This window comes from Paenibacillus sp. FSL P2-0322 (assembly GCF_037975315.1).
In the GTDB taxonomy this organism is placed as follows: domain Bacteria; phylum Bacillota; class Bacilli; order Paenibacillales; family Paenibacillaceae; genus Paenibacillus; species Paenibacillus polymyxa_B.
The window spans coordinates 4,517,293-4,540,255 of sequence record NZ_CP150243.1 but is presented as its reverse complement, the minus strand read 5'-3'; the positions used below and the strand labels follow the sequence as shown (position 1 = coordinate 4,540,255).

At 46.8% G+C, this 22,963-nt stretch carries 19 protein-coding genes; 15 read left to right on the top strand and 4 right to left on the bottom strand.

Going from position 1 to position 22,963, the window contains the following annotated elements:
• The first annotated feature begins 95 nt into the window (after positions 1 to 95).
• Complete coding sequence (locus tag MKY24_RS19970; protein WP_068941984.1) at positions 96 to 1,481, top strand: polysaccharide deacetylase family protein; 1,386 nt, start codon at positions 96 to 98, stop codon at positions 1,479 to 1,481.
• Positions 1,482 to 1,580: 99 nt separating this feature from the next.
• Here MKY24_RS19970 and ilvD read toward each other — a convergent pair whose 3' ends face one another.
• The 3 genes from ilvD to MKY24_RS19955 form a co-directional block, all read right to left on the bottom strand.
• Positions 1,581 to 3,269: a dihydroxy-acid dehydratase gene (gene ilvD, locus MKY24_RS19965; RefSeq protein ID WP_023989895.1), complete on the bottom strand. Its 1,689-nt coding sequence runs from the start codon at positions 3,267 to 3,269 to the stop codon at positions 1,581 to 1,583.
• A 343-nt stretch (positions 3,270 to 3,612) separates the two neighbouring features.
• Complete coding sequence (locus MKY24_RS19960) at positions 3,613 to 3,861, bottom strand: general stress protein (RefSeq protein WP_023989894.1); 249 nt, start codon at positions 3,859 to 3,861, stop codon at positions 3,613 to 3,615.
• A gap of 176 nt (positions 3,862 to 4,037) precedes the next feature.
• Positions 4,038 to 5,072 carry an acyltransferase family protein gene (locus MKY24_RS19955; RefSeq protein WP_023989893.1) on the bottom strand — a complete coding sequence of 345 codons (1,035 nt, stop codon included), beginning with the start codon at positions 5,070 to 5,072 and terminating at the stop codon, positions 4,038 to 4,040.
• 312 nt (positions 5,073 to 5,384) lie between these two features.
• Here MKY24_RS19955 and MKY24_RS19950 point away from each other — a divergent pair, with 312 nt between their 5' ends.
• The 4 genes from MKY24_RS19950 (at position 5,385) to mgrA (ending at position 8,796) form a co-directional block, all read left to right on the top strand.
• Positions 5,385 to 6,191 (top strand): alpha/beta fold hydrolase, encoded by an 807-nt coding sequence (locus MKY24_RS19950; protein WP_068942229.1) that lies wholly within the window; start codon positions 5,385 to 5,387, stop codon positions 6,189 to 6,191.
• A 14-nt stretch (positions 6,192 to 6,205) separates the two neighbouring features.
• On the top strand, positions 6,206 to 6,976 hold the full coding sequence (locus MKY24_RS19945; RefSeq protein WP_068941990.1) for an HAD family hydrolase: 771 nt from the start codon (positions 6,206 to 6,208) through the stop codon (positions 6,974 to 6,976).
• Complete coding sequence (locus MKY24_RS19940; protein ID WP_071558368.1) at positions 6,973 to 7,713, top strand: NAD-dependent protein deacylase; 741 nt, start codon at positions 6,973 to 6,975, stop codon at positions 7,711 to 7,713. The genes MKY24_RS19945 and MKY24_RS19940 overlap by 4 nt, the downstream gene beginning before the upstream one ends.
• Positions 7,714 to 7,797: 84 nt before the next feature.
• On the top strand, positions 7,798 to 8,796 hold the full coding sequence (mgrA, locus tag MKY24_RS19935) for an L-glyceraldehyde 3-phosphate reductase (protein WP_068941994.1): 999 nt from the start codon (positions 7,798 to 7,800) through the stop codon (positions 8,794 to 8,796).
• A gap of 127 nt (positions 8,797 to 8,923) precedes the next feature.
• On the opposite strand, the gene MKY24_RS19930 is transcribed toward mgrA, so the two are convergent.
• The gene (locus tag MKY24_RS19930; RefSeq protein ID WP_023989889.1) at positions 8,924 to 9,790 is read right to left on the bottom strand and encodes an AraC family transcriptional regulator; all 867 of its coding nucleotides are present in this window, start codon (positions 9,788 to 9,790) and stop codon (positions 8,924 to 8,926) included.
• Between the two features lie 220 nt (positions 9,791 to 10,010).
• Between MKY24_RS19930 and MKY24_RS19925 the strand changes: the two genes are divergently transcribed.
• The 10 genes from MKY24_RS19925 (at position 10,011) to ptsP (ending at position 22,906) form a co-directional block, all read left to right on the top strand.
• Positions 10,011 to 11,189: a galactokinase gene (locus MKY24_RS19925; protein WP_071558369.1), complete on the top strand. Its 1,179-nt coding sequence runs from the start codon at positions 10,011 to 10,013 to the stop codon at positions 11,187 to 11,189.
• 1 nt (position 11,190) lies between these two features.
• A complete protein-coding gene (gene galE, locus MKY24_RS19920) occupies positions 11,191 to 12,180 on the top strand; it encodes a UDP-glucose 4-epimerase GalE (RefSeq protein ID WP_071558370.1) in 990 nt (329 codons plus the stop codon).
• Between the two features lie 17 nt (positions 12,181 to 12,197).
• A complete protein-coding gene (locus MKY24_RS19915; RefSeq protein ID WP_339200713.1) occupies positions 12,198 to 13,841 on the top strand; it encodes a UDP-glucose--hexose-1-phosphate uridylyltransferase in 1,644 nt (547 codons plus the stop codon).
• A 184-nt stretch (positions 13,842 to 14,025) separates the two neighbouring features.
• Positions 14,026 to 15,189, top strand: a complete 1,164-nt coding sequence (locus MKY24_RS19910; protein WP_023989885.1) for an iron-containing alcohol dehydrogenase — start codon at positions 14,026 to 14,028, stop codon at positions 15,187 to 15,189.
• Positions 15,190 to 15,363: 174 nt separating this feature from the next.
• Positions 15,364 to 15,882, top strand: a complete 519-nt coding sequence (locus MKY24_RS19905) for a membrane protease regulatory membrane protein (protein ID WP_023989884.1) — start codon at positions 15,364 to 15,366, stop codon at positions 15,880 to 15,882.
• 48 nt (positions 15,883 to 15,930) lie between these two features.
• Positions 15,931 to 17,466: a flotillin family protein gene (locus tag MKY24_RS19900; RefSeq protein ID WP_028542452.1), complete on the top strand. Its 1,536-nt coding sequence runs from the start codon at positions 15,931 to 15,933 to the stop codon at positions 17,464 to 17,466.
• 190 nt (positions 17,467 to 17,656) lie between these two features.
• Positions 17,657 to 18,517 (top strand): PRD domain-containing protein, encoded by an 861-nt coding sequence (locus MKY24_RS19895; RefSeq protein ID WP_023989882.1) that lies wholly within the window; start codon positions 17,657 to 17,659, stop codon positions 18,515 to 18,517.
• Positions 18,518 to 18,769: 252 nt separating this feature from the next.
• A complete protein-coding gene (ptsG, locus tag MKY24_RS19890; RefSeq protein WP_023989881.1) occupies positions 18,770 to 20,815 on the top strand; it encodes a glucose-specific PTS transporter subunit IIBC in 2,046 nt (681 codons plus the stop codon).
• A gap of 110 nt (positions 20,816 to 20,925) precedes the next feature.
• The gene (locus MKY24_RS19885) at positions 20,926 to 21,201 is read left to right on the top strand and encodes an HPr family phosphocarrier protein (RefSeq protein ID WP_013372579.1); all 276 of its coding nucleotides are present in this window, start codon (positions 20,926 to 20,928) and stop codon (positions 21,199 to 21,201) included.
• Entirely contained in the window at positions 21,194 to 22,906 is a 1,713-nt protein-coding gene (ptsP, locus tag MKY24_RS19880; protein WP_023989880.1) for a phosphoenolpyruvate--protein phosphotransferase, read from the top strand. The genes MKY24_RS19885 and ptsP overlap by 8 nt, the downstream gene beginning before the upstream one ends.
• Positions 22,907 to 22,963 lie beyond the last annotated feature (57 nt).

Here is a 22,963-nt window from a genome sequence, read left to right as displayed (position 1 = left end):
CGGCATGTTTGCTTCATTGTGATAATATATAAGTAAGTGAGTTTTCCTCAGGAAGCCTGCTTGGGGAGTTCAGAATAGAAAAGTGGGGATAAAACGTGCAGACTTTGCTGTTATGGATGTTTTACATTTCAACTTTTTATGCTTTTATTCCGGCGCTGGTTAGTCGTATATTTGGTTTCCGGGTGTTCAGGCGCGGCAAAAGTGAGCAAGAATATGCACTCACCTTTGATGATGGCCCTGATCCAGTGTATACATCACAGCTGCTTGATTTACTGAAGCGTTTTGATGCCAAGGCTACTTTTTTTGTTGTTGGGATAAATGCAGAAAAACACCCTGAGCTTCTGAAACGCATGCATGATGAAGGTCATCTAATCGGTATTCATAATTATGTGCACAAATCGAATTGGCTTATGAGGCCTGTTACCGTCAGAAGACAAATTGCTCAGACAGAGTCAGTCATTCGTCGAGTAACTGGCGAGGGAACGACCTTTTATCGCCCACCTTGGGGGATAGTGAACTTTTTTGATATTTCCAACACCCATGGTCGTCGAATCGTATTATGGTCCTCCATGTTCGGGGACTGGAAGGCCAGCATCGGAGCGAAACAATTAGCGGAGAGAATGCTCAAAAAGCTGAGGGGTGGCGAAGTGATGCTGCTCCATGACTGTGGTACGACATTGGGGGCAGACGTGGAAGCGCCCCAGAATATGCTAATCGCACTGGAGAAGCTGCTGAGGGTCGCCCAAGAACGACAATTACGCAGCGTACGGGTGGATACCTTGTTTTGCCGTCAGTCTGTCAATAAACCTACTGCCTCCGAGATGTCCAGTACGGGCTGGTTAAAAAGAACGCTGGTATTTGGATGGCTCCAGTATGAGCGGCTATTCCATGTTTTGTTTCGTCTTCGTCCCGTAAGCAAGGAGGATACGATCTTTTATTATCGTCGCCGTATCTATCATGGGCCAAATGTAAATATGGAGAACAGCAGGTGGTTAGAAAAAGGGGACCCGATAATTGAGCTTCATTTTGATAATAGAAAGTTATTTCAATTGGGTTCGACGGCAAAGTCGATGGTACATCTAGCTATTCAATTAATTCGGATTGTAAAAAAACAACTTCCTGATCTGGCCCAACGCATTGTACATGATTCTGAAATGAAGGGTGTAAAGGCGATATACGCAGTAAGTATGATTCATCGGGGACCAGAGAAGTTGGGATTTCAAGTTCGGGAGCTTCCCAAAGGACTGTTTAAGCATGTGTCCACTGTATATCTAAAGCTGTTATTTCGTGTTATCCATCCTTTGGGTTCAGAGCAATTGAGTGAAAAAAAAGATGTAATGGTACCGAAACTGATTGTGATGCCAATGGATACCTTGTTTGACCGTTTTCATCAGGGAGGCTTACACCGCTCAGACGAAGCTCTTGAGCAAACAGCACAGCGAGATGATGTCCATACACTCAACAGCGAAATGACTGAATAGGCTAACCCTAATGACCTAATAAAAAAATCCTCTCGATCCTTTGTTAGGGTCGAGAGGATTTTTAGCTGTTTATAAAGTAATCCTATCTTGGCAACGCATTTAGATTTTCATAATTCCGCCGTTACTTGCGTTCGTTACCAGCTTGGAATAACGTGCCAGGTAACCCGTTTTTACCTTCGGCTCGAAGCCTTTCCAGTTGGCGCGACGACGTTCGAATTCTTCGTCCGTAATGTGGAGCTCAATCTTACGATTGTTCAAGTCCAGCTCAATGATATCGCCGTCCTCAACAAAAGCGATAGGTCCGCCTTCTGCTGCTTCGGGGGAAATATGACCGATGGAGATACCACGGGAAGCACCTGAGAAGCGTCCGTCTGTAATCAGACCCACCTTGGCACCAAGCCCCATGCCCACGATTTGTGAAGTTGGAGCGAGCATTTCAGGCATACCAGGTCCGCCCTTTGGACCTTCATAACGGATAACAACAACGTGTCCTTCATTAATTTTACCGTTGGCGATACCTGCCAGTGCATCTTCCTGTGAATCAAAGCAGATAGCAGGACCTTTGTGATAACCACCAACCGAAGGATCAACTGCACCGACTTTAATGATGGAGCCTTGCGGTGCCAGATTACCGAATAATACAGCTAGGCCGCCACGTTCAGAATAAGGGTTGTCCAGTTTATGGATGACGTTAGTATCCAGAATTTCCTGACCTTCTACGTTTTCACGAATGGTTTTTCCGGTCACAGTAATACAGTCTCCATGCAGTGCGCCCGGTTTCTTCAACAATTCATTCAGCACTGCGCTTACGCCGCCTGCATTATGGACATCCTCAATATGATAGTCGGAAGCAGGTGCCAATTTGGACAAATGAGGTACGCGGTTTGCGACTTCATTAATACGTTCGATAGGGTAGTCAACTTCTGCTTCATGGGCAAGTGCCAATGTATGCAATACTGTATTCGTGGAACCGCCCATTGCCATATCCAATGCAAATGCATTATCAATAGCCTCTTTAGTCACGATATCACGTGGTTTAAGATCAAGCTTAATCAATTCCATCAATTGGCGTGCAGATTGTTTAACGAATTCTTTACGTTCTTCTGCTACTGCGAGAATGGTGCCGTTACCCGGCATAGCCAGACCCATCGCTTCTGCGAGACAGTTCATGGAATTCGCTGTGAACATCCCTGAACAGGAGCCACATGTCGGACAGCCATATTGTTCTAATTCAAGCAAGCTTTGATCGTCGATTTTACCAGCCTGATATGCACCTACGCCTTCGAAGACGGAGGTCAGGGAAATAGAGCGTCCGTTCTTGTCTTTACCAGCTTTCATAGGACCGCCGCTGACGAAAATAGTTGGAATGTTAACGCGCAATGCGCCCATCATCATGCCAGGGGTAATTTTATCACAGTTAGGAATACAAACCATGCCATCAAACCAGTGAGCGGAAACGACAGTTTCCAGAGAGTCAGCTATAATTTCGCGGCTTGGCAGAGAATAACGCATACCGATGTGACCCATGGCAATGCCGTCATCTACACCGATGGTGTTAAACTCGAAAGGTACACCGCCTGCCTCACGAATGGCTTGCTTGACAATTTTTCCGAATTCCTGCAAATGGACGTGGCCCGGTACGATATCAATATACGAGTTGCATACCGCAATAAACGGTTTGTCAAAATCTTCTTCCTTGACACCCGCTGCGCGCAGCAAGCTGCGGTGAGGAGCGCGGTCAAAGCCTTTTTTAATCATATCGGAACGCATTTTCGTCTTAGCTGTCATGATGCTGGTTTCCCCCCAAAGTATAAAAATAGTATGGCGTTCAATGGACGCCGTAATAGCGCAGATGTTTTCTAAAGAGTCTATCATAGATGTGAGCTTTTTTCTACATATATGAAGATTTTGAAAAAGTACTAGTAGGGTTCTGTAATCAACAATATATAGACATGAGCAGTTTTATTTGTCTATATATTGCATTTAGAAGAGTTAGAATTTGATTATATTAGAAATATGTATACTGACATGTTTGCGTATCAGGTAAAATATGAAAGAGCCCATTCCGCAATAAAGCGAATGGGCTCAAGCTTGTTTTATGTTAAAGGAGGGCGGAATATGATATTACACCTTAATTTCTGCCGCCTTTACGACCGATGTCTCTGTAGAAATTTTTGTCATGCGACTCAGCTGTAGCATCGCCGCCTTTTTTGCCGATTTCCTGATAAAATTCTTTATCGTGAGAGTTTGCGGTTGCTTCCCCGCCTTTTTTACCAATCTCCTGATAAAATTCCTTATTGTGCTTCTTGGAAGTAGCTTCTCCACCCATACGACCTGCTTCTTCGCGACTCATTTTCCCCTGATTTTGATTACGTGCCATTACAAATCACTCCTTAATAAAAAAGTTGTTTTTTGTTGCGCGCATCCTTTACTTACCACATCACGCCTGTATGAAACAGGCTCCAAGTGGAGTAAAGAGGGGGTAGACTCGCTTACATGTTCGTCTGTGAGTGGGTTGTCGCGTGTTCAATGTTAAATAAAAAATGGATAAAAAGATTACGCGGACCGTCTAAAAGGATAAGGAGCTGGCTTTAGCATCCACTCTACCTGTGGCTCAATCAGAGGTCGTGTTGCAGTTCGAACCCAAGGCATGGTCAACATACAGCACAGACCTGCAGCACACACTACAATCAACATGACTTCCACTGGAGTATCTATATACTCGTAGACTCCCTTTGCAACGACGGTACGGACGATCAAGCCATGGAGTAAAAAGACATATAGTGTCCGTCTCCCCATCTCGGTTATACGTCCTGTGACAGCTGGAACAAAGCTTAGGAACGCCATGGATGCTATCCATTGAACTCCATAAATGCCGATGCGGTAAATTCCTGCGTACCATTCGGTATGGCCCAATTCACCGTAAGTCATGTTGCCATACAGCCAGCCTGCCGGGATGCCGAAATACGACGTTCCCGCCAGTACCATAAGCAGAAGAGATACAACGCCAGCGATTATGCGGACTGGAGCTGTGAAGAACCGTCGAACGTCTGCATAATTCAAATGATAACCTGCTACAAAGTAAGGCAAATAAACAAAGGTTCTGCATACGCTCAGCCATATACCATCCACAGGGAGATACCCGACGAGGATACCCAGCAGCACGGATATACCCAATTGGAGGACAGGTGGTATTTTCTGAAAAGACAGCATCAGCAGTCTCCAACAGATATGGCTGGCAAGGAACCAGAGTAGCAGATAAGGAGCAAAGAACGAATGATGGATATGGGGAACGTGGAAGAGTGCAACATCCAAGATCGAATAGAGCGATTGAAAAATAAGATATTGCATACCGATCTGAAGCAGAACTTTTCGGCCTGCTGATCCGGTCAAAGAAGTTTGGGCAAAGTAGCCTGTAACGAGTACAAACAACGGCATATGAAACATGAATATCCAGCTGAACCATTGTTGGGCAATATGAAGTGAACCGACTAGAGGCTCCAGAGCATTCCCTGCAAATACGCATATGATCAACAGAAATCGCAAATTGAGAAAGAAGCTTTCCCCTTGTACATCATGGCTTGTCGTCATGTGTTTCCCTCCGAACGGCTTCTGCCGACTAAACTATTTAAAAAATAATTCTTTACAAGGAACAAGGTACGATACTCTGGACATTACTATTGTGATTTTATTCACAATAGTAAGCGTTATCATAACCTTATTGTGTGGCGAAAGCTTGAACACCGGACAAAGATGGGCTAAGACGTGGAAATGTATGCTGATTTGACCCTGTATGTGCAACGATGTTACCCTAACAAGGCTAGTTACGCTGATGAATACAGCGATACATTTTATATTCAAATTACGAATTACGAGGTACGAAAGGCGAAAGGAACTTTTACAATGAGAAGAAGAACAAGAAGATCATACAATTCATATGGGACACGTGGTCCTCGGAAAATATGGAAAGTTCTCTTAGGCATCCTGATTGTTATTGCACTGATCGCAGGGTGGGGAGCATGGAAGGTGTTTACGCCTTATCAGCCTGACGAGACGGCTGCTGCTGCATTAGCTGAAGTAGCGGATGCTGTGAAAGTAAATGAACAAGAACATTGGGTCGGTTTTGAGCCTGCAAAAAGAAGCGGAGCCGGAGTCATTTTGTATCCAGGTGCGTTGGTGAAGCCCGAAAGTTATGCGCCCTTGGCACGCCGTCTGGCGGAAAAGGGTCATCATGTGATCATTGCAAAAATGCCACTCAACCTTGCATTGATCTCCCCGGATTTAGCGAATGAAGTGCTAAAGGCATATCCGAAAGAAGCGTTTGTTATTGGAGGCCATTCGTTAGGCGGTGTGATGGCGGCCCGATATGCAGCTGCACATCCTGATCAGGTCAAAGGTGTATTTTTCCTCGCCTCCTACCCGGATAACAAGGGTAATTTAAAGGATAAAAATCTGCCCGTTATTTCTCTACTGGGAAGTGATGATGGAGTCGTCCAGATGGAAAATGTCCAAAGTGGAAGAACTTATTTACCAGCCAACACGCTGTATTTTACAGTCGAAGGGGGAAATCATGCCCAATTCGGCAGTTATGGTGTCCAAAAAGGGGATAATCCTGCAAAAATTAGCGCTGCCGAGCAATGGAATCAGACGGTAACGGCTTTACAGGACTGGATGAAAGAGAGTGTGGATGTGGCTTCTAAGAATCAGTAAAGGAGGTGTGCTGCATGTCTGAGCTGATCGTGCAGGGGGAGCGGTACCCATGCCGTGGTATTTTATTGGATAAAGATGGAACGTTGCTGGATTTTATTCAGTTGTGGGGCCCCTGGGCTCGTTCTATACTGGATATGATGGAGCAGCATCTTACCGTGGCGGGAGCCGGTTTTACGGTGGAAAAAGGTACCGTTCTAGGTACTGTTCACGATCTAGAGGGACGTGTGATCGGTTACGATCCTTCTGGCCCACTAGCCATGGGGACGGTGGACGAAAGTACGGGGGTACTGGCTTGGCAGCTTTATACTGCTGGTGTACCGTGGAATGAAGCGGTACAGCTTGTCCGCGACTTTAATAAAACGGCGATGGCTGATATTCGGCGACATCGGGCAGCGAAGGTGTTTCCAGGGTTGCGGACGTTGCTTGAGCAAAGCCGCCATGCCGGGCTGAAGCTGGCGGTTGTGACCTCTGACAGTACAGAGGCAGCACAGGAGCATTTGGAGTGGATGGGGCTGACATCCTATTTTGACGAGGTCATCGGACACGATAGGGTTACATACGGCAAGCCTGACCCGGAAATGGCTGAAAAAGCCTGCGCGTTACTAGGATTGTCGCCGGCGGACGTGGTAGTCATCGGAGACAGCAATGGGGATATGCAGATGGGCAAGCGTGCCGGAGTACGGCTCGCTATTGGATTTGCGCCAGAAGCAGAACGTTCTGGTCATTTGCTGGATGCGGATAAGGTTGTTCGTGGATATGAAGAGCTGGAGGTGCGTAGGGTATGAAAGTTAATACGTTGGCGGAATGGATACAGCAATCGCAGAATGTTGTTTTTTTCGGCGGAGCAGGGACATCGACGGAAAGCGGTATTCCGGATTTTCGTTCGGCAGCAGGCCTGTATCAAAGTGAGGAGAAATTGCCTTATTCCCCTGAGGTTATGCTGAGCCGTTCATTTTTTGTGAAGCATCCCGAAGTGTTCTTCGACTTCTATCGTAGCAAAATGCTGCATCCCGATGCGGAGCCGAACGGTTGCCATCATTTCCTCGCGTTATTGGAAAAGCAAGGCCTCCTTAAAGCGGTTGTGACACAAAATATTGACGGATTACATCAGGCGGCAGGTAGTGTGAATGTACTAGAACTTCATGGCTCGGTGCATCGCAACCACTGTATGGAATGCGGACGCTTTTACAGTCTAGATGAAGTGATGAACAGCTCTGAGGTTGTACCCAAATGTCCGATAGATGGAGGAATTATCAAACCGGATGTCGTTTTATATGAGGAGGAGCTGAATCAGGATACCATTAATCAATCCGTTCAGGCTATTTCGCAGGCTGATTTGCTGTTAATTGGAGGAACGTCGCTGACAGTACATCCTGCTGCGGGCTTGATTACTTATTTTCGTGGTAAACATACGGTGCTGCTGAATACAGATCCCACCTCATATGATCATAAGGCGGATCTTTTGATCACCGATCCAATCGGTAAAGTTATGGAAAAACTTGCTCATCAATTAGGTCTGTAATCGTTTTCTTGTCAACGCCTGGATAAAAGCGCTATGATGATGTTGTGATGGACATTACAATGTTTCGAGAGAGGCTGGGATAGCATGGTTTATTTAGCTGGCGAAGATCGTTATGAAAGTATGAAATATAACCGTACAGGGAGATCAGGTCTAAAACTGCCGGCTATTTCGCTGGGCTTGTGGCACAATTTTGGCGGGATTAACAACGCGGAGAATGGCCGTAGCATGATTACCCGCTCCTTTGATCTAGGAATTACGCATTTTGATTTAGCTAATAACTATGGCCCTCCTGCGGGATCAGCTGAGGAATTTTTTGGACAAGTCTTAGCCAGTGATATGAAACCGTACCGGGATGAGTTGGTCATCTCCACCAAAGCGGGCTACAATATGTGGGCAGGGCCTTATGGTGACTGGGGATCTCGCAAGTATATGATATCCAGTCTGGATCAGAGCCTGAAGCGGATGGGGCTGGACTATGTCGATATATTCTACTCTCACCGATTTGATCCTAATACGCCGCTGGAAGAAACGATGGGAGCACTGGATCATATCGTACGATCCGGCAAAGCGCTGTATGTGGGTGTGTCCAATTATAGTGCGGAGCAAACAGCAGAAGCAGCTCGCATTCTGAAGGAGCTGGGAACACCGCTTCTGATTCATCAGCCGAAATACTCCTTGCTCGACCGCTGGATTGAAAGCGGATTACAAGATGTACTGGACGAAAACGGGGTAGGCAGCATTGCCTTTTGCCCGCTGGCTCAGGGATTGCTGACCAATAAATATTTGAACGGAATCCCCGAGGATTCACGTGCAGCGAGTACATCGGTTTTCCTGAATGAGAACCATGTAACGCCAGAGACACTTCGCAAGGTACGCGCCTTGAATCAGATGGCTGCTGCACGCGGACAAAGTTTGGCTCAATTCTCGCTGGCCTGGGCTCTGCGCGGCGAACGTCTGACCTCTGTCTTGATTGGGGCAAGCCGTGTAAGCCAAATTGAAGAAAATGTTGCTACCTTATCCAATCTGGACTTTTCTCAGGAGGAACTGGATCGAATTGATTCGATTCTGAATGCCGGGAACTGACAGGACGGCGGCACAGCCTAATGGTGAAAGTTAATCTGTAGTCATCGGCCTAATTTCGCATCCTTTTATACAATATATAACCAACAGCCCGCATCCGTTTGAAGGATGCGGGCTGTTTAAGCCTGCTTTACGACTGTGGGTATTGCTTAACCTTGCTTCGGTACTCGGTTGGAGACTGACCGCAGAAGCGCTTGAATTGACGTGAGAAATATAAGGCATCGGTTAGTCCGACCGAAGCGGCCACTTGCTCTACCGATAATTCAGGACGCTCACGCAGCAGTTGACGTGATTTGTCGATTCTTAGCTTAAGCAGATAGGTGACGGGGGAGATGCCCGTTTCCTTTTTGAATATCCGTGACAAATATGCACGATTATAACCAAGTCCTTCAGACATTTGCTCAATGGAAACGGGATGTGCGTACTGAGTGGACATATATTGCACCATCTGCTTGACTGTACGTTGAATTTGCGAATCCGCCCCGGACGGATCAGTCCAGTCACTCAGGTAATTGCCTGCTTCCCCCATAATCAGATACAAATAGCCCAAGGCTGATAGATGAGAACTAGATTTTCTGCTATAAAAGGCCAATTGCATTTGCTCCAAATAACCGGGGATGGGACTTTGATCGGAAGCATGAAAGACAGGCTGGTGAACACGTAGCCCGGCCTCCTGCACCACCTGCTCAGTATGGTGCCCGGTAAACGCAGACCAACGATAACGCCACGGTTTCTCTTCATCAGAGGTATAGCTCACCAGCTGACCGGGATGAATAAGGAAAAAATCGTTTTCTTCAAGCTGATATGTGTGCTGTTCCGTTCGGAAGATACCTCTGCCCGATTCTACAAAGTGTAGCAGATAGTAATCATAGATTTTCGGCCCCACGGCATGACCGGATTTGGTTTGGCTCTCTCCTGCAAAAAGCACATGCAGCGGGCTATTTTCATAAAACACCGGATTAGAGGCAACGGCATAACTATATGAATGCGCTTGCAAAATAGGGTCATCCTTCCTGCATTTGTGAATGGTTTAGCGGATGCGGTATACTTACATTGTACATATCCAAGTCACATTTATCCATAGCTTAAACACATGGATGCATTACATCGTGTGACGCTTTCATTTATACTGAAATCATAAGAGATGTCAACCTGATTAAGATGTTACAGGGAAATCAGGAGGGCCTTTACTAACGGTATATGAGGTGGATGCGGATATGAACTCTACTGAATTAAAGAAACATTTTATTGAAAAATATGGTGAAAGCAGCAATGAACTGCGGATATTTCATGCACCTGGACGTGTCAATCTGATTGGAGAGCATATCGACTATAACGGTGGTTATGTACTCCCGGCTGCGCTGGAATTCGGAACGACGCTAATCCTTCGTGCGCGCAATGATGATGAAATTCATTTTGCTTCAACAAACCTGTCGTATGAAGTGTCTATCCCCCGTGGAGAAATAGGTAAAAACAAAACGGATGAGTGGGTGGACTATCCGGTGGGTGTGCTGGTGGAGTTGGCTGAAAAGGGAGTTTATCCGTCTAACGGATATGACCTGCTCTATCATGGAGAAATACCGAATGGTGCTGGATTATCCTCCTCAGCCTCCATTGAGGTTGTTACAGGATACGCGTTTCTCACGATCGAAAAACAGGAAACAGATACGGTCGAAATCGCTTTGTTGTCCCAGCGGGCAGAAAACAATTATGTTGGTGTCAATTGCGGCATTATGGACCAGTTCGCTGTAGCGAACGGAGCAGCTGATCATGCAATTCTACTGATGTGCGATACGCTGGATTACCGTAAAGTGCCATTCCGCACGGGGGCTTATAAGCTCGTGATCGGCAATACAAACAAGCGTCGCGGTTTGGTGGACTCAGCCTATAACGAGCGTCGTAGCCAGTGTGCCGAAGCACTGTCCATTTTGCAGCAGCAGGAACCGTCACTGGAATACCTCGCTCAGCTGGATGAGGCGCGTTTCGGAGAGCTTCAGCATCACATCGCGGACGAAACAGTGCGTCGGCGGGCACAGCATGTGGTGGAGGAAAACGCTCGTGTGTTGGCCTCTGTTGATGCTCTCGCGGCGAATGAACTTGCAGCTTTTGGTCAGTTAATGAATGCTTCTCATGATTCATTACGCGATTTGTATGAGGTCAGCTGCACGGAGCTGGACGTCATGGTTGAAGAAGCACGACGCATTCCTGGCACGCTGGGTGCTCGTATGACAGGAGCCGGATTTGGAGGTTGTACGGTTTCATTGGTTCATGAGAACGATGTGGAACGTTTTGTGAAGGAAGTCGGCGAAGCTTATCAGACCCGCACAGGGCTGGAAGCCAGCTTTTATGTATGCAAGGCAGGAGACGGAGTTAAAGAACTGAAGGAGGACGAATAACATGGCCATTTTAGTCACAGGTGGAGCTGGATATATCGGTTCACATACCGTAGCAGAATTGTTGGATCTGGGAGAAAAAGTTGTGGTGCTGGATAATTTGCAAACCGGGCACAAAGCAGCATTGCTTGGAGGCAAGTTGTATGAAGGGGATTTGAGGGATAAAGAACTACTGTCCAAACTGTTCTCTGAAAATAGTATCGACGCAGTTATCCATTTTGCAGCCAACTCGCTGGTTGGAGAAAGTATGCAAAATCCTGGTAAATATTACGACAACAATGTATTTGGCACGCTGAGCTTGCTGGAGGCAATGAAGGATGCTGGAGTGCGCCGAATCGTGTTTTCCTCTACTGCGGCTACCTACGGCGAACCGGAAAAGGTACCGATTGAAGAGGGAGACCGTACAGAGCCAACCAACGTGTATGGTGAAACAAAGCTGATGATGGAGCGCATGATGTCGTGGTTTGATAAAGTTCTAGGCATCAAATATGTGTCTTTACGGTATTTTAATGCTGCTGGTGCGCATGAGAGCGGCAAGATCGGTGAAGATCACCGACCAGAAAGCCATCTGATCCCGTTAGTGCTCCAGACAGCCCTGAAACAGCGTCCACACATCGCTGTGTTTGGTGAGGATTATGCGACACCTGACGGCACGTGTGTTCGGGATTACATTCACGTGAGTGACCTGGCGGATGCTCATGTGCGTGCAGTAAATTACTTGCGCGAAGGCAATGACAGCAACGTATTCAACCTGGGCAACGGGCAGGGCTTCTCTGTGAAAGAAGTTATTGAGACGGCACGCAAGGTCACTGGGCTCGACATTCCAGTTGTTACAGAGCCACGCCGCGCAGGCGATCCAGCGATATTGGTTGCATCTTCTGACAAGGCTCGTTCGGTGTTGGGCTGGAGTCCAGCACGTACCCAACTAGAGGACATTATTAGCGGAGCATGGGGATGGCATCAGTCGCACCCTCACGGCTACGGCGACGAATAGACGGGAGACGATGACATATGAGCGAGCGCCAATCCGCAGATAAAGGCCAAGGCCGGGAACATTCCCGGCATCTGGCCAATGACATCGACGAAACTGTACAGCAATCGGCTCTATATGCGGTGGAGCAACTGGTTGCATTCGCACAAAACAAGGGCTTGATCGGTCCGCAAGATACAGATTACAGCCGTAATCTGCTGTTGGAGCAGTTTGGGTTTTCGGAGCCTTATTCAGGTGGGGAAGCAGGGGGCGTTATGGCCCTCGAAGCTCTCCAGCCTGTGCTTAATGTATTGATAGATTATGGTTTTGCCATAGGACTTATCCCTGAAAACACAGATACGTATCGCGATTTGCTTGATTCCAAAATCATGGGACTGCTGATGGCGAGACCGTCTGAAGTCATCCGTGACTTTCATCAAACGGAGGCTGAACGTGGCATAGAGGCGGCGACAGATGCTTTTTATCAATTATCCATCGATTCGAACTACATTCGAATGGATCGGGTTGCTAGCAATGTGTACTGGAATCAGTCGACATCTTACGGAGATATGGAAATCACGATTAATTTGTCCAAGCCAGAAAAAAGTCCCAAGGAAATTGCGATGGCGAAGCTTTTGCCGCCGCCTGTTTATCCCAAGTGTCAATTATGCCGTGAAAACGTCGGATATGCAGGAAGAGTAAATCATCCGTCCCGTCAAAATTTGCGCATCATTCCGGTGGAATTGAATGGGGAACCGTGGTTTTTTCAATATTCACCCTATGTGTATTACAACGAGCACTGCATTGTGTTCCATCATGATCATGTACCGATGAAGCTTACGAAGGATACACTGCGCCGATTGCTGGCCTTTACGAAAGCGTTTCCGCATTATTTTATTGGCTCCAATGCGGATCTGCCGATTGTCGGCGGATCGATTCTGACCCATGATCATTTTCAGGGTGGTCGTCATACATTCCCAATTGAAAAAGCGGGTGTGGACGGCATATACCATAATGAAGCGTTCCCACAGGTTACAGCAGGGATTGTAAACTGGCCGATGTCGGTCATCCGTTTTACGTCAACAGATGCCGAGGCGTTGTTGGAAGCGGGAAATGCTGCTTTTGAAGCCTGGAAAGCTTTTAGTGATCCTGTAGCTGATGTCCTCTCTCATACAGAGCAGGAAGGGGAAACGATTCCGCATAATACCGTGACGCCGATTGTGCGCCGTGATGCCGAAGGCAGGTACCAGATGGATCTCGTACTGCGTAACAACCGAACGAGTGAAGAGTATCCGGAAGGTATTTTCCATCCTCACCGCGAGATGCATCACATCAAGAAGGAAAATATCGGTCTGATCGAAGTTATGGGACTTGCCATATTACCGGGGCGGCTCAAGGATGAACTGGATGGAATTGCAGATATTTTGTGTGGGGATGACAAGCTGGCTGTGGCTATGCAGCAGGAAGGACATCCACTGTTTAAGCATGCAGACTGGATTTATCAGTTAAACACCCGGTTCGGTCGTTTGCCTGACAAGGAGACGGCTGTTCGTACCGTACAAAATGAGGTTGGACTGAAATTCAGTGAAATTTTAGAGCATGCAGGAGTGTATAAACGAAATCCGTCCGGTCATCAGGCCTTTGGTCGTTTTATGAAACAATTGGGATATACTTTGGGAGAATAAAATTGCTTGCGCAGCACATAATACTCTACGAGAACCCTCCCAAGATATGACATGGAACCATGCTCCTCAAGGAGTGTGGTTTTTTTCTGAAAATAAAGCAGATTTGTTTCCTGTAACCGAAAAGGTTATAATAGAGTAGTTTCTTAACATTAAACTTTAGAACTATTGGAGGCGAGCGTTTGCGATGAAAGCATTCGAATTTTATAATCCTACACAATTGATCTTCGGTAAAGGACAATTGGAGGCTCTCAAGCGTGAAGTTCCTAAATATGGTAAACGTGTACTGCTTGTATATGGCGGCGGCAGCATTAAGCGCAGCGGTTTGTACGATAATGTAATAAGTTTGCTTGGTGAAATCGGTGCAGAGGTAACGGAACTGGCTGGTGTAGAACCGAATCCTCGCTTATCTACAGTACATAAAGGCGTTGAATTGTGTAAAACACATCAAATCGACCTCGTTCTGGCTGTAGGCGGTGGTAGTGTGCTGGATTGCTCCAAAGCCATTGCTGTTGGTGCAAAATATGATGGCGACATGTGGGATTTTGCAGAGCGTAAAGCGGCACCACAGGCAGCATTGCCACTAGGTACGGTTTTGACCATGGCAGCTACCGGTTCTGAAATGAATGCGGGTTCTGTTATTACAAATGAAAAAACACAGGAAAAATTGGGCTGGGGCAGCGTATTTGCGTTCCCTGCGTTTTCTATTCTTGATCCTGTGAACACATACTCACTGCCACAAAATCAAACCGTTTACGGAATCGTAGATATGATGTCACATACGCTGGAGCATTATTTCCATTTGGAATCCAATACTCCGGTCCAACTTGGCTGGTGCGAAACGATTTTGCGTACGGTCATGGATGCGGCTCCAGGTCTGGTCAACGATCTGGAAAACTACGAGCTGCGTGAAACGATTATGTATTGTGGTACGATGGCGCTGAACGGCTTCCTGAATATGGGGCTGACAGGTGACTGGGCTACTCACAATATCGAACATGCGGTGTCTGCTGTTTATGATATTCCACATGGTGGAGGACTGGCTATTCTGTTCCCGAACTGGATGAAACACAATTTGCATGTGAAGCCTGAACGCTTCAAGCAACTGGCGGTCAATGTGTTCCATGTGAAACCAGAAGGCAAGAGTGATGAAGAAGTGGCGTTGGAAGGTATTCAGGCGTTGCGTGATTTCTGGAACTCGATTGGTGCACCAAGCCGTCTGGCTGATTACGATATTGATGCGTCCAAAATCGATGTTATGGCTGATAAAGCTGTGAAATTTGGATCTTTTGGTGGCTTTAATAAGCTCAATCGCGAAGATGTAGTCGAAATTTACAAAGCATCTCTGTAAACTGACATTTGTATCATTTTAAGCACGTTTGTGCGTCATTAGACGTACGAACGTGCTTTTTTGGGTTTGATTTGGGATTTTGGAGGAAAATTTTGAAACTTTTTAAGGTTGAATACGTAAACATAGTTATAGACTGGAAACCAGACTGAAAAGGTACATGGAAGGAGGAGTCGCATGGAAACCATATTTTGGTGGTTATTGGCAGGGGGCGCTATCTTTACCGTAGTCAGTGTGCTGATTGGAGATGTACTCGGTGGTTGGCTGGATGGTGCATTGGAGCTACCGGGCCTCGATTGGTTCAGACCTGTCGTTTTACTTGGAGCCATGACCGCTTTTGGCGGAGCTGGAGTACTGCTGACAAAGTATACTGGGCTGAGCATGGGGTGGGTCGTCGTGCTTGCTTTAGGGATTGCGTTTGTCATCGGAATACTCGTGTTCTTTGCGTTTATCAAACCCATGGCGAATTCGGAGGTATCCAGCGGCTTCTCCATGCGTGAGCTGACTGGCCGGATCGGTGAGGTCACCATTCCTGTACCTGAGGTTGGTTACGGGGAGGTTATGATCCGCTTGGGTGCAGGCAACACCATACATACAGCATCTAGCTTCGATCACAAACCGCTTGCTGCGGGAACCCGTATCGTCGTGGTTGAGGTCGCAGAGGGCGTCGTCCGCGTAGCGTACCTGGACACATAGACGGCGCATTCGCTTAACTTGAAGGGAGCGTGATCGGGAGTGTCAAATTTGCAAGATATTGTGTTGGTCCCTGGGATTGTTGTCATCGTTATCGTTATATTAGGGATCGCTTTTTGGGCCCGTTACAAAACGGTAGGGCCGGATGAAGGAATGATCGTGACGGGTTCTTTTCTAGGAAATAAAAATATTTCCGAGGATGACTCTGGACGAAAAATTAAAATTGTACGCGGCGGGGGGGCCTTCATTTGGCCTATTTTTCAGCAGTCCGAATTCATCTCTCTGTTGTCCCATAAACTGGACGTAACCACACCGGAAGTGTATACGGAACAAGGAGTTCCTGTGATTGCGGATGGTGTGGCGATCATCAAGGTCGGCAGTTCTATTGAGGATGTAGCTACAGCAGCCGAGCAGTTCATCGGGAAGCCACTGGAAGCTCTTAGGGGAGAGGCCCAGGAAGTGCTGGAGGGGCATTTACGCGCAATCCTCGGCTCGATGACAGTGGAAGAAGTTTATCGTAATCGGGATCGGTTTGCGCAGGAAGTGCAAGGCGTGGCTGCTCGTGATCTGAAAAAGATGGGCTTGCAAATCGTTTCATTCACCATCAAAGATGTGCGTGATAAGCACGGATATCTGGATGCGCTTGGTAAGCCGAGAATTGCCGCTGTGAAACGGGATGCTGAGATTGCAGAAGCCGAGGCTGTGCGGGATGCCCGGATTCAAAAGGCGCGTGCGGAACAGGAAGGCCAGAAGGCCGAACTGCTGCGGGATACCAACATTGCGGAGGCAGCCAAGGAGAAGGAACTGAAAGTGGCTTCGTTTAAGAAAGAACAGGATACAGCGAAGGCAGAAGCCGATCAGGCTTATCACATCCAGGAGGCCCGTGCCAAGCAGACTGCTGTCGAGGAGCAGATGAAGGTCGAGCTGGTGCGCAAAGAACGGGAAATTGATCTTCAATCCAAGGAAATACAGGTACGTGAAAAGCAATATGATGCGGAAGTGAAAAAGAAGGCAGAAGCCGATCGGTATGCGGTCGAACAAGCGGCGGAAGCAGATAAATCGCGTAAAATGCGTGAGGCTGAATCGCTGCAATACTCGATTGAGACACAGGCTAAAGCGTCAGCTGAACAAAAACGTCTCAACGGGCAAGCAGAAGCGGATGCCGAACGCGCCAAAGGTACGGCAGACGCAGATGTCATCCGTTTGCGTGGACTTGCAGAAGCGGAGGCCAAGGAAAAACTGGCGGAGGCGTTCCAGAAGTTTGGAGAGGCCGCCGTGCTCGATATTATCGTAAAAATGTTGCCTGATCTGGCTGGACGTATTGCCGAACCGATTGCGTCCATTGATAAACTCACCGTAGTTGATACGGGAAAAGGAGAAGGAGCAGCGCGTGTCAGCAATTATGTCACCGAACTGATGGCTACGGCACCTGAGATGCTGAAGAGTGTATCCGGCATTGATGTGGAGCAGTTAATCAAGGGGCTGACGACTGGGAAAAAAGGCCTTCATTCCGTGCCGTCCTCCGGTGAAGGGAATAAGCAGCATCTTCCAGCCTCGGTGGAGGCAGCACTAACAGATAAAGAATAACGGTAAGTCTTTAGGGAGCATCTACCCCTAACCAAAAGACCGCTTTTCATCACAGCATTTCCCGGCAATGTGATGAAAAGCGTTTTCTTTTTATTGACCTTTAGCCGAATATTTGGTACTTTAACGTGGATTCCTCTGAGCTTCATGCTATAATTCTTAGGATCAAGGTTCTGATAAAAGAGGTGCGGATGTGAGCAGCCTAAAAGTGGCCAAAGCGCTGAATAACAATGTGATTATAGGGATGCATCCCGAGCATGATGAGGTTGTTGTGATTGGAAAAGGAATCGGTTTCAATCGCAGACCCGGTGATCTTATGCCGTTGGATTCAGTTGAAAAATTATTTATATTAAAAAGCCATGAAGAACAGGAGCAATACAAACGGTTGCTTCCTGAGCTGGATGAAAAGCTCATTGAGGTCATCGGTGAGGTACTTCATCTTGTTCAGCTTCAAGCAAAGAAGCCTCTAAATGAGCACATACTGATTGCTTTAACTGACCATATCGCTTTTTCCATCAACCGTCATAAACAGGGAATTACGATTCATAATCCGTTTTTGTATGAGACTAGGGAAATATATCCTCAGGAATACAAGATGGCTGAGCAGGCTGTTGCTCTAATCAGGGATAAGATGGATGTAGATCTGGGAGAAGATGAAATCGGATTCGTGGCCCTGCATATTTATAGCGCCATGACAAACCAGCATATCTCCGAGGTGAGGAAGGATTCTCGTCTGATTGCGGATATGGTTCAGGTTGTCGAGACCACACTGGATTATCGTATTCCTCTCCAATCTCTTGATTATTCTCGACTGCTAACTCATCTGAGGTTTGCGATTGAACGTGTGCGCCGGGGAGAAATTGTGCAGGAGATTTATCGATTGGACAAGCTTTTGAATGAGGAGTACCCGGAAATGTATATGCTGGCCTGGAAGCTCACGAAAATTATGGAGAAAAGACTCCGTAAATCTGTGTATCCAGCTGAGGTTAGTTATTTGACAATGCATCTGCAGCGGTTGTCCCAACGCAAAGAGCAGGGGGAGCAACAAAAGTGATAAAACCGGAATAAAAAAGTATTGCCTCGCATTTAGCGGGGTGCTATAATCAATTTTGCAATGAGGAAGACAACAACTGAACATTAAACGTGTTACTGATTCGATCAGGCATGAGTTGTTTTAAGTTATGATTGTTTACAGCCTACTGGGGCAAGCTATATCCCAAGGTTGTTTTCAAACATACTTAAATCGGCTCATGCCTTTTTTGTTGTTTTGCCTCTGTTCTAAATTTCAGAGAAGGATGTGGAAGGTATGTTTAAAAAGCTTTTCGGCGTTTTACAGCGTGTCGGTAAAGCATTAATGCTTCCTGTAGCGATTTTGCCAGCTGCGGGGCTTTTATTGGGTATCGGTAACATGCTGGTCAATCCTGATTTTCTCCAGTACATTCCGGCATTAAATGCGGGCTGGGTTCAATCGGTAGCGACGATCATGATGAATGCCGGACAAATCGTTTTTGATAATCTGGCACTGTTGTTCGCAGTCGGCGTAGCCGTCGGTCTGGCGGGCGGTGAGGGTGTAGCAGGTTTGGCTGCCATCATCGGTTACCTCGTTATGAACATTACTCTGGGTACAGCCGTGGGTGTCACACCTGGTCTGATTGCTCAAAAAATACCGGGTTATGCAAACGTGTTGGGGATTCCAACGCTTCAAACCGGGGTGTTCGGCGGGATAATCATCGGTATACTGGCCGCGGCCATGTACAACCGCTTTTTCAAAATTGAGCTTCCTTCGTATCTGGGCTTTTTCGCGGGTAAGCGTTTTGTTCCGATTGCAACGGCGGTATCCTCACTGATTGTCGGACTTGCGCTGGTTCTGATCTGGCCTCCAGTTCAACAAGGACTTAATGCAGTATCTCACTTTATGGTGTATTCCAACCCGACTTTGTCGGCGTTCCTGTTCGGTGTTATCGAACGCGCGCTGATTCCATTTGGTTTGCATCACATCTGGTATTCACCGTTCTGGTTTGAGTTTGGTGAATATGTTAACAAGGCAGGTCAAACCGTTCACGGTGACCAGCAGATCTTCTTCAGCCAGCTTCGCGACGGAGTGGCGTTGACAGCAAGTACGTTCCAAGTGGGTAAATTCCCATTCATGATGTTCGGTTTGCCGGCAGCAGCGCTTGCAATGTACCATGAAGCAAGACCAGAACACAAAAAATATGTAGCAGGTATTATGGGTTCAGCAGCATTGACTTCGTTCTTGACAGGTATTACGGAGCCACTGGAATTTTCCTTCCTGTTCGTAGCTCCACTGCTGTTTGCAGTACACTGTATATTCGCAGGTCTGTCATTTATGACCATGCAAATTTTACATGTCAAAATCGGTATGACCTTCTCAGGCGGATTTATTGACTTCCTGATTTTCGGGATTATTCCAACCCGTACGCCTTGGTGGTATGTAATTATCGTCGGTCTGATTTTGGCAGTTATTTACTACTTCGGATTCCGGTTCATCATACGGAAGTTCAACTTGAAAACACCAGGACGTGAAGAAGCTACAGATAATGTGGATGGCGCAGCAGTCGGTAGTAGTGATGAGCTCCCGCACAACATTTTGGCAGCTTTCGGTGGTTCATCGAATATCAAGCATCTGGATGCTTGTATCACACGTCTTCGGATCGAGGTTAATGAGAAATCGAACGTTGACAAAGCTCGTCTGAAACAACTTGGCGCATCGGGTGTCCTTGAAGTCGGTAACAACGTACAGGCAATTTTCGGTACACGTTCCGACACCATTAAATCTCAAATGGCTGATATCATGGCTGGACGTACACCTGCACCAGCTCCGGCGCAACCTGCTCCACAAGAGGAGAAGGAAGCTGGAGAAGAACAACAAACCATTATTGTAGAAGATATTGTAATGCCTGTTAACGGCGAATTGGTTGATATCTCGACGGTTCCCGATCCGGTATTTGCAGAACGTATGACAGGTGACGGTTTTGCGGTCGTGCCAAATGATGGAACGATTGTGTCCCCTGTTTATGGTAAAGTATTCAATGTATTCCCAAGCAAGCATGCGATTGGTATTCAATCCGATGGCGGTAAAGAAGTGCTTGTTCATATCGGGGTGAATACTGTGAAGCTTAAAGGCCAAGGATTTGACGTTTTGGTGAACGAAGGCGATCTTGTGTCAGCTGGCCAGCCTATTATGAAAGTAGACCTGGAATACGTGAAGGCAAACGCTAAATCCATCATCTCACCTGTCATTTTTACTAACCTTCCAGAAGGTTCTTCGGTAACTTTAAACAAAACTGGAGTATTGAAGGCTGGCGAAGATGGTATAATTACGATAAAATAAACTCTATGTGTTTCGGATTAGTTGATTAGGCGGCTTAGGCCGTCTGATCAATGATCTGGTATACTGCGTGTAAACAAATATTATCTTTAGGAAAGTGGGAGGAACAAATTATGCAAACAACTTTTAGAATTACGGATGAAGACGGTATCCATGCACGTCCTGCAACTGCGCTGGTAAATACAGCTAACAAATTCAGCGGTGCTGAATCTTTTGCCGAAGCTAACGGTAAAAAAGTAACTTTGAAATCCATTCTGGGTGTATTGTCCCTGGGTCTGGAACAAGGCGATACTATTAACATTATCTGCGAAGGCGCTGAAGCTGCCGAAGCACTGAAAGCTCTTGAAAATGTAATCGTTAACGAAGGGCTGGGCGAAGTTCATGCTTAAAATTTCCGGGATTGCCGCTTCGGCAGGCATAGCCATTGCCCGGGCGTTTATCTTGGAGCATCCGAATTACGCTGTAGAGAGACGCGCGGTTGGTGATGTTGAAGCTGAAATCGCGAGATTGGATGCGGCTTTGGCACAATCTCAAACCGAATTGGAATCGATTAAGGAGAAAACGCTTCAGGAGCTGGGAGAGAAAAAAGCAGAAATTTTTGCATCTCACCTGCTCATCCTGAATGATCCTGAATTGATCGATCCGGTTAAAGCTAAAATCAGAGACGAGCAGCTTAATGCTGACTATGCTTTGAATGAAGTAGCTACACAGTTCATTTCCATGTTTGAAAACATGAAAAGTGCCTATTTGCAAGAACGCGCATCGGACATGCGTGATGTAACCAAGCGGATCCTGAATCACCTGCTTGGTGTTCATTTTGTTAGTCCTGCAGAAATTGCCGAAGAAACGATTGTGCTTGCAGAAGATTTGACACCTTCCGACACAGCTCAGCTGAACCGTGAATTTGTTAAAGGTTTTGCAACGAACATCGGCGGACGTACTTCGCATTCGGCTATTATGGCTCGCTCACTTGAAATTCCTGCAGTTGTGGGAACGAAAAATATATTGTCTCAAGCTAAAAGCGGTGATTTGATTATCGTTGATGGTTTGGATGGTCACGTATTCGTGAACCCTACCGAAGAGATTGTTGCGGAATACCGTGCTAAACAGGTGGCATACGACAAGCAACGCGAAGAGTGGCGTAAGCTGCGCGGCGAAGCTACGGTTTCTGTCGATGGTGTCCATGTCGAACTGGCAGCCAATATTGGCACGCCTAATGATGTAGCTGGTGTTCTGGACAACGGTGGTGAAGGCGTTGGCTTGTACCGTACGGAGTTCTTGTACATGGGACGCGATAAGCTTCCATCCGAAGAAGTACAGTATACGGCGTACAAAACCGTTCTGGAAAGAATGGAAGGTAAACCGGTTGTAGTTCGTACTTTGGACATCGGTGGCGACAAAGAACTTCCTTATCTGGACCTGCCGAAAGAAATGAATCCGTTCCTCGGATTCCGTGCTATTCGTCTGTGTCTGGATCGCCAGGATATTTTCCGCACTCAATTGCGTGCTTTGTTGCGTGCGAGTGTGCATGGTAACCTGCGCATCATGTTCCCAATGATTGCTACGCTGAACGAATTCCGTGAAGCTAAAGCTGTTTTGTTGGAAGAAAAGGAAAAGTTGGTAACCGAGGGTGTATCCGTATCTGAAGAAATTCAGCTGGGCATCATGGTAGAAATTCCTTCTACAGCGGTATTGGCTGACCAGTTCGCAAAAGAAGTGGATTTCTTCAGTATCGGTACAAATGATCTGATTCAATACACAATGGCAGCGGATCGCATGAACGAGCGGGTTTCTTACCTGTATCAACCATACAATCCATCCATTCTGCGTCTGGTGAAAATGGTTATTGATGCCGCTCACCGTGAAGGGCGTTGGGTTGGTATGTGTGGCGAAATGGCAGGAGATACAACAGCAATTCCGTTGCTGCTGGGTCTGGGACTTGATGAGTTCAGTATGAGTGCAACTTCCATTCTGCCAGCACGTAGTCAAATCTCCAAGTTGTCCCGTGCGGACATGGAAAAACTGGCTACAAAAGCTCTGGACATGCAAACAGCAGAACAGGTTGTTGAATTGGTTCAAAGCATCGAAGGTTAAGGAAGGGTATTACATTTCAAAGGTTATATCTTTTTCCAACAAAAAAATTGCTGTGTA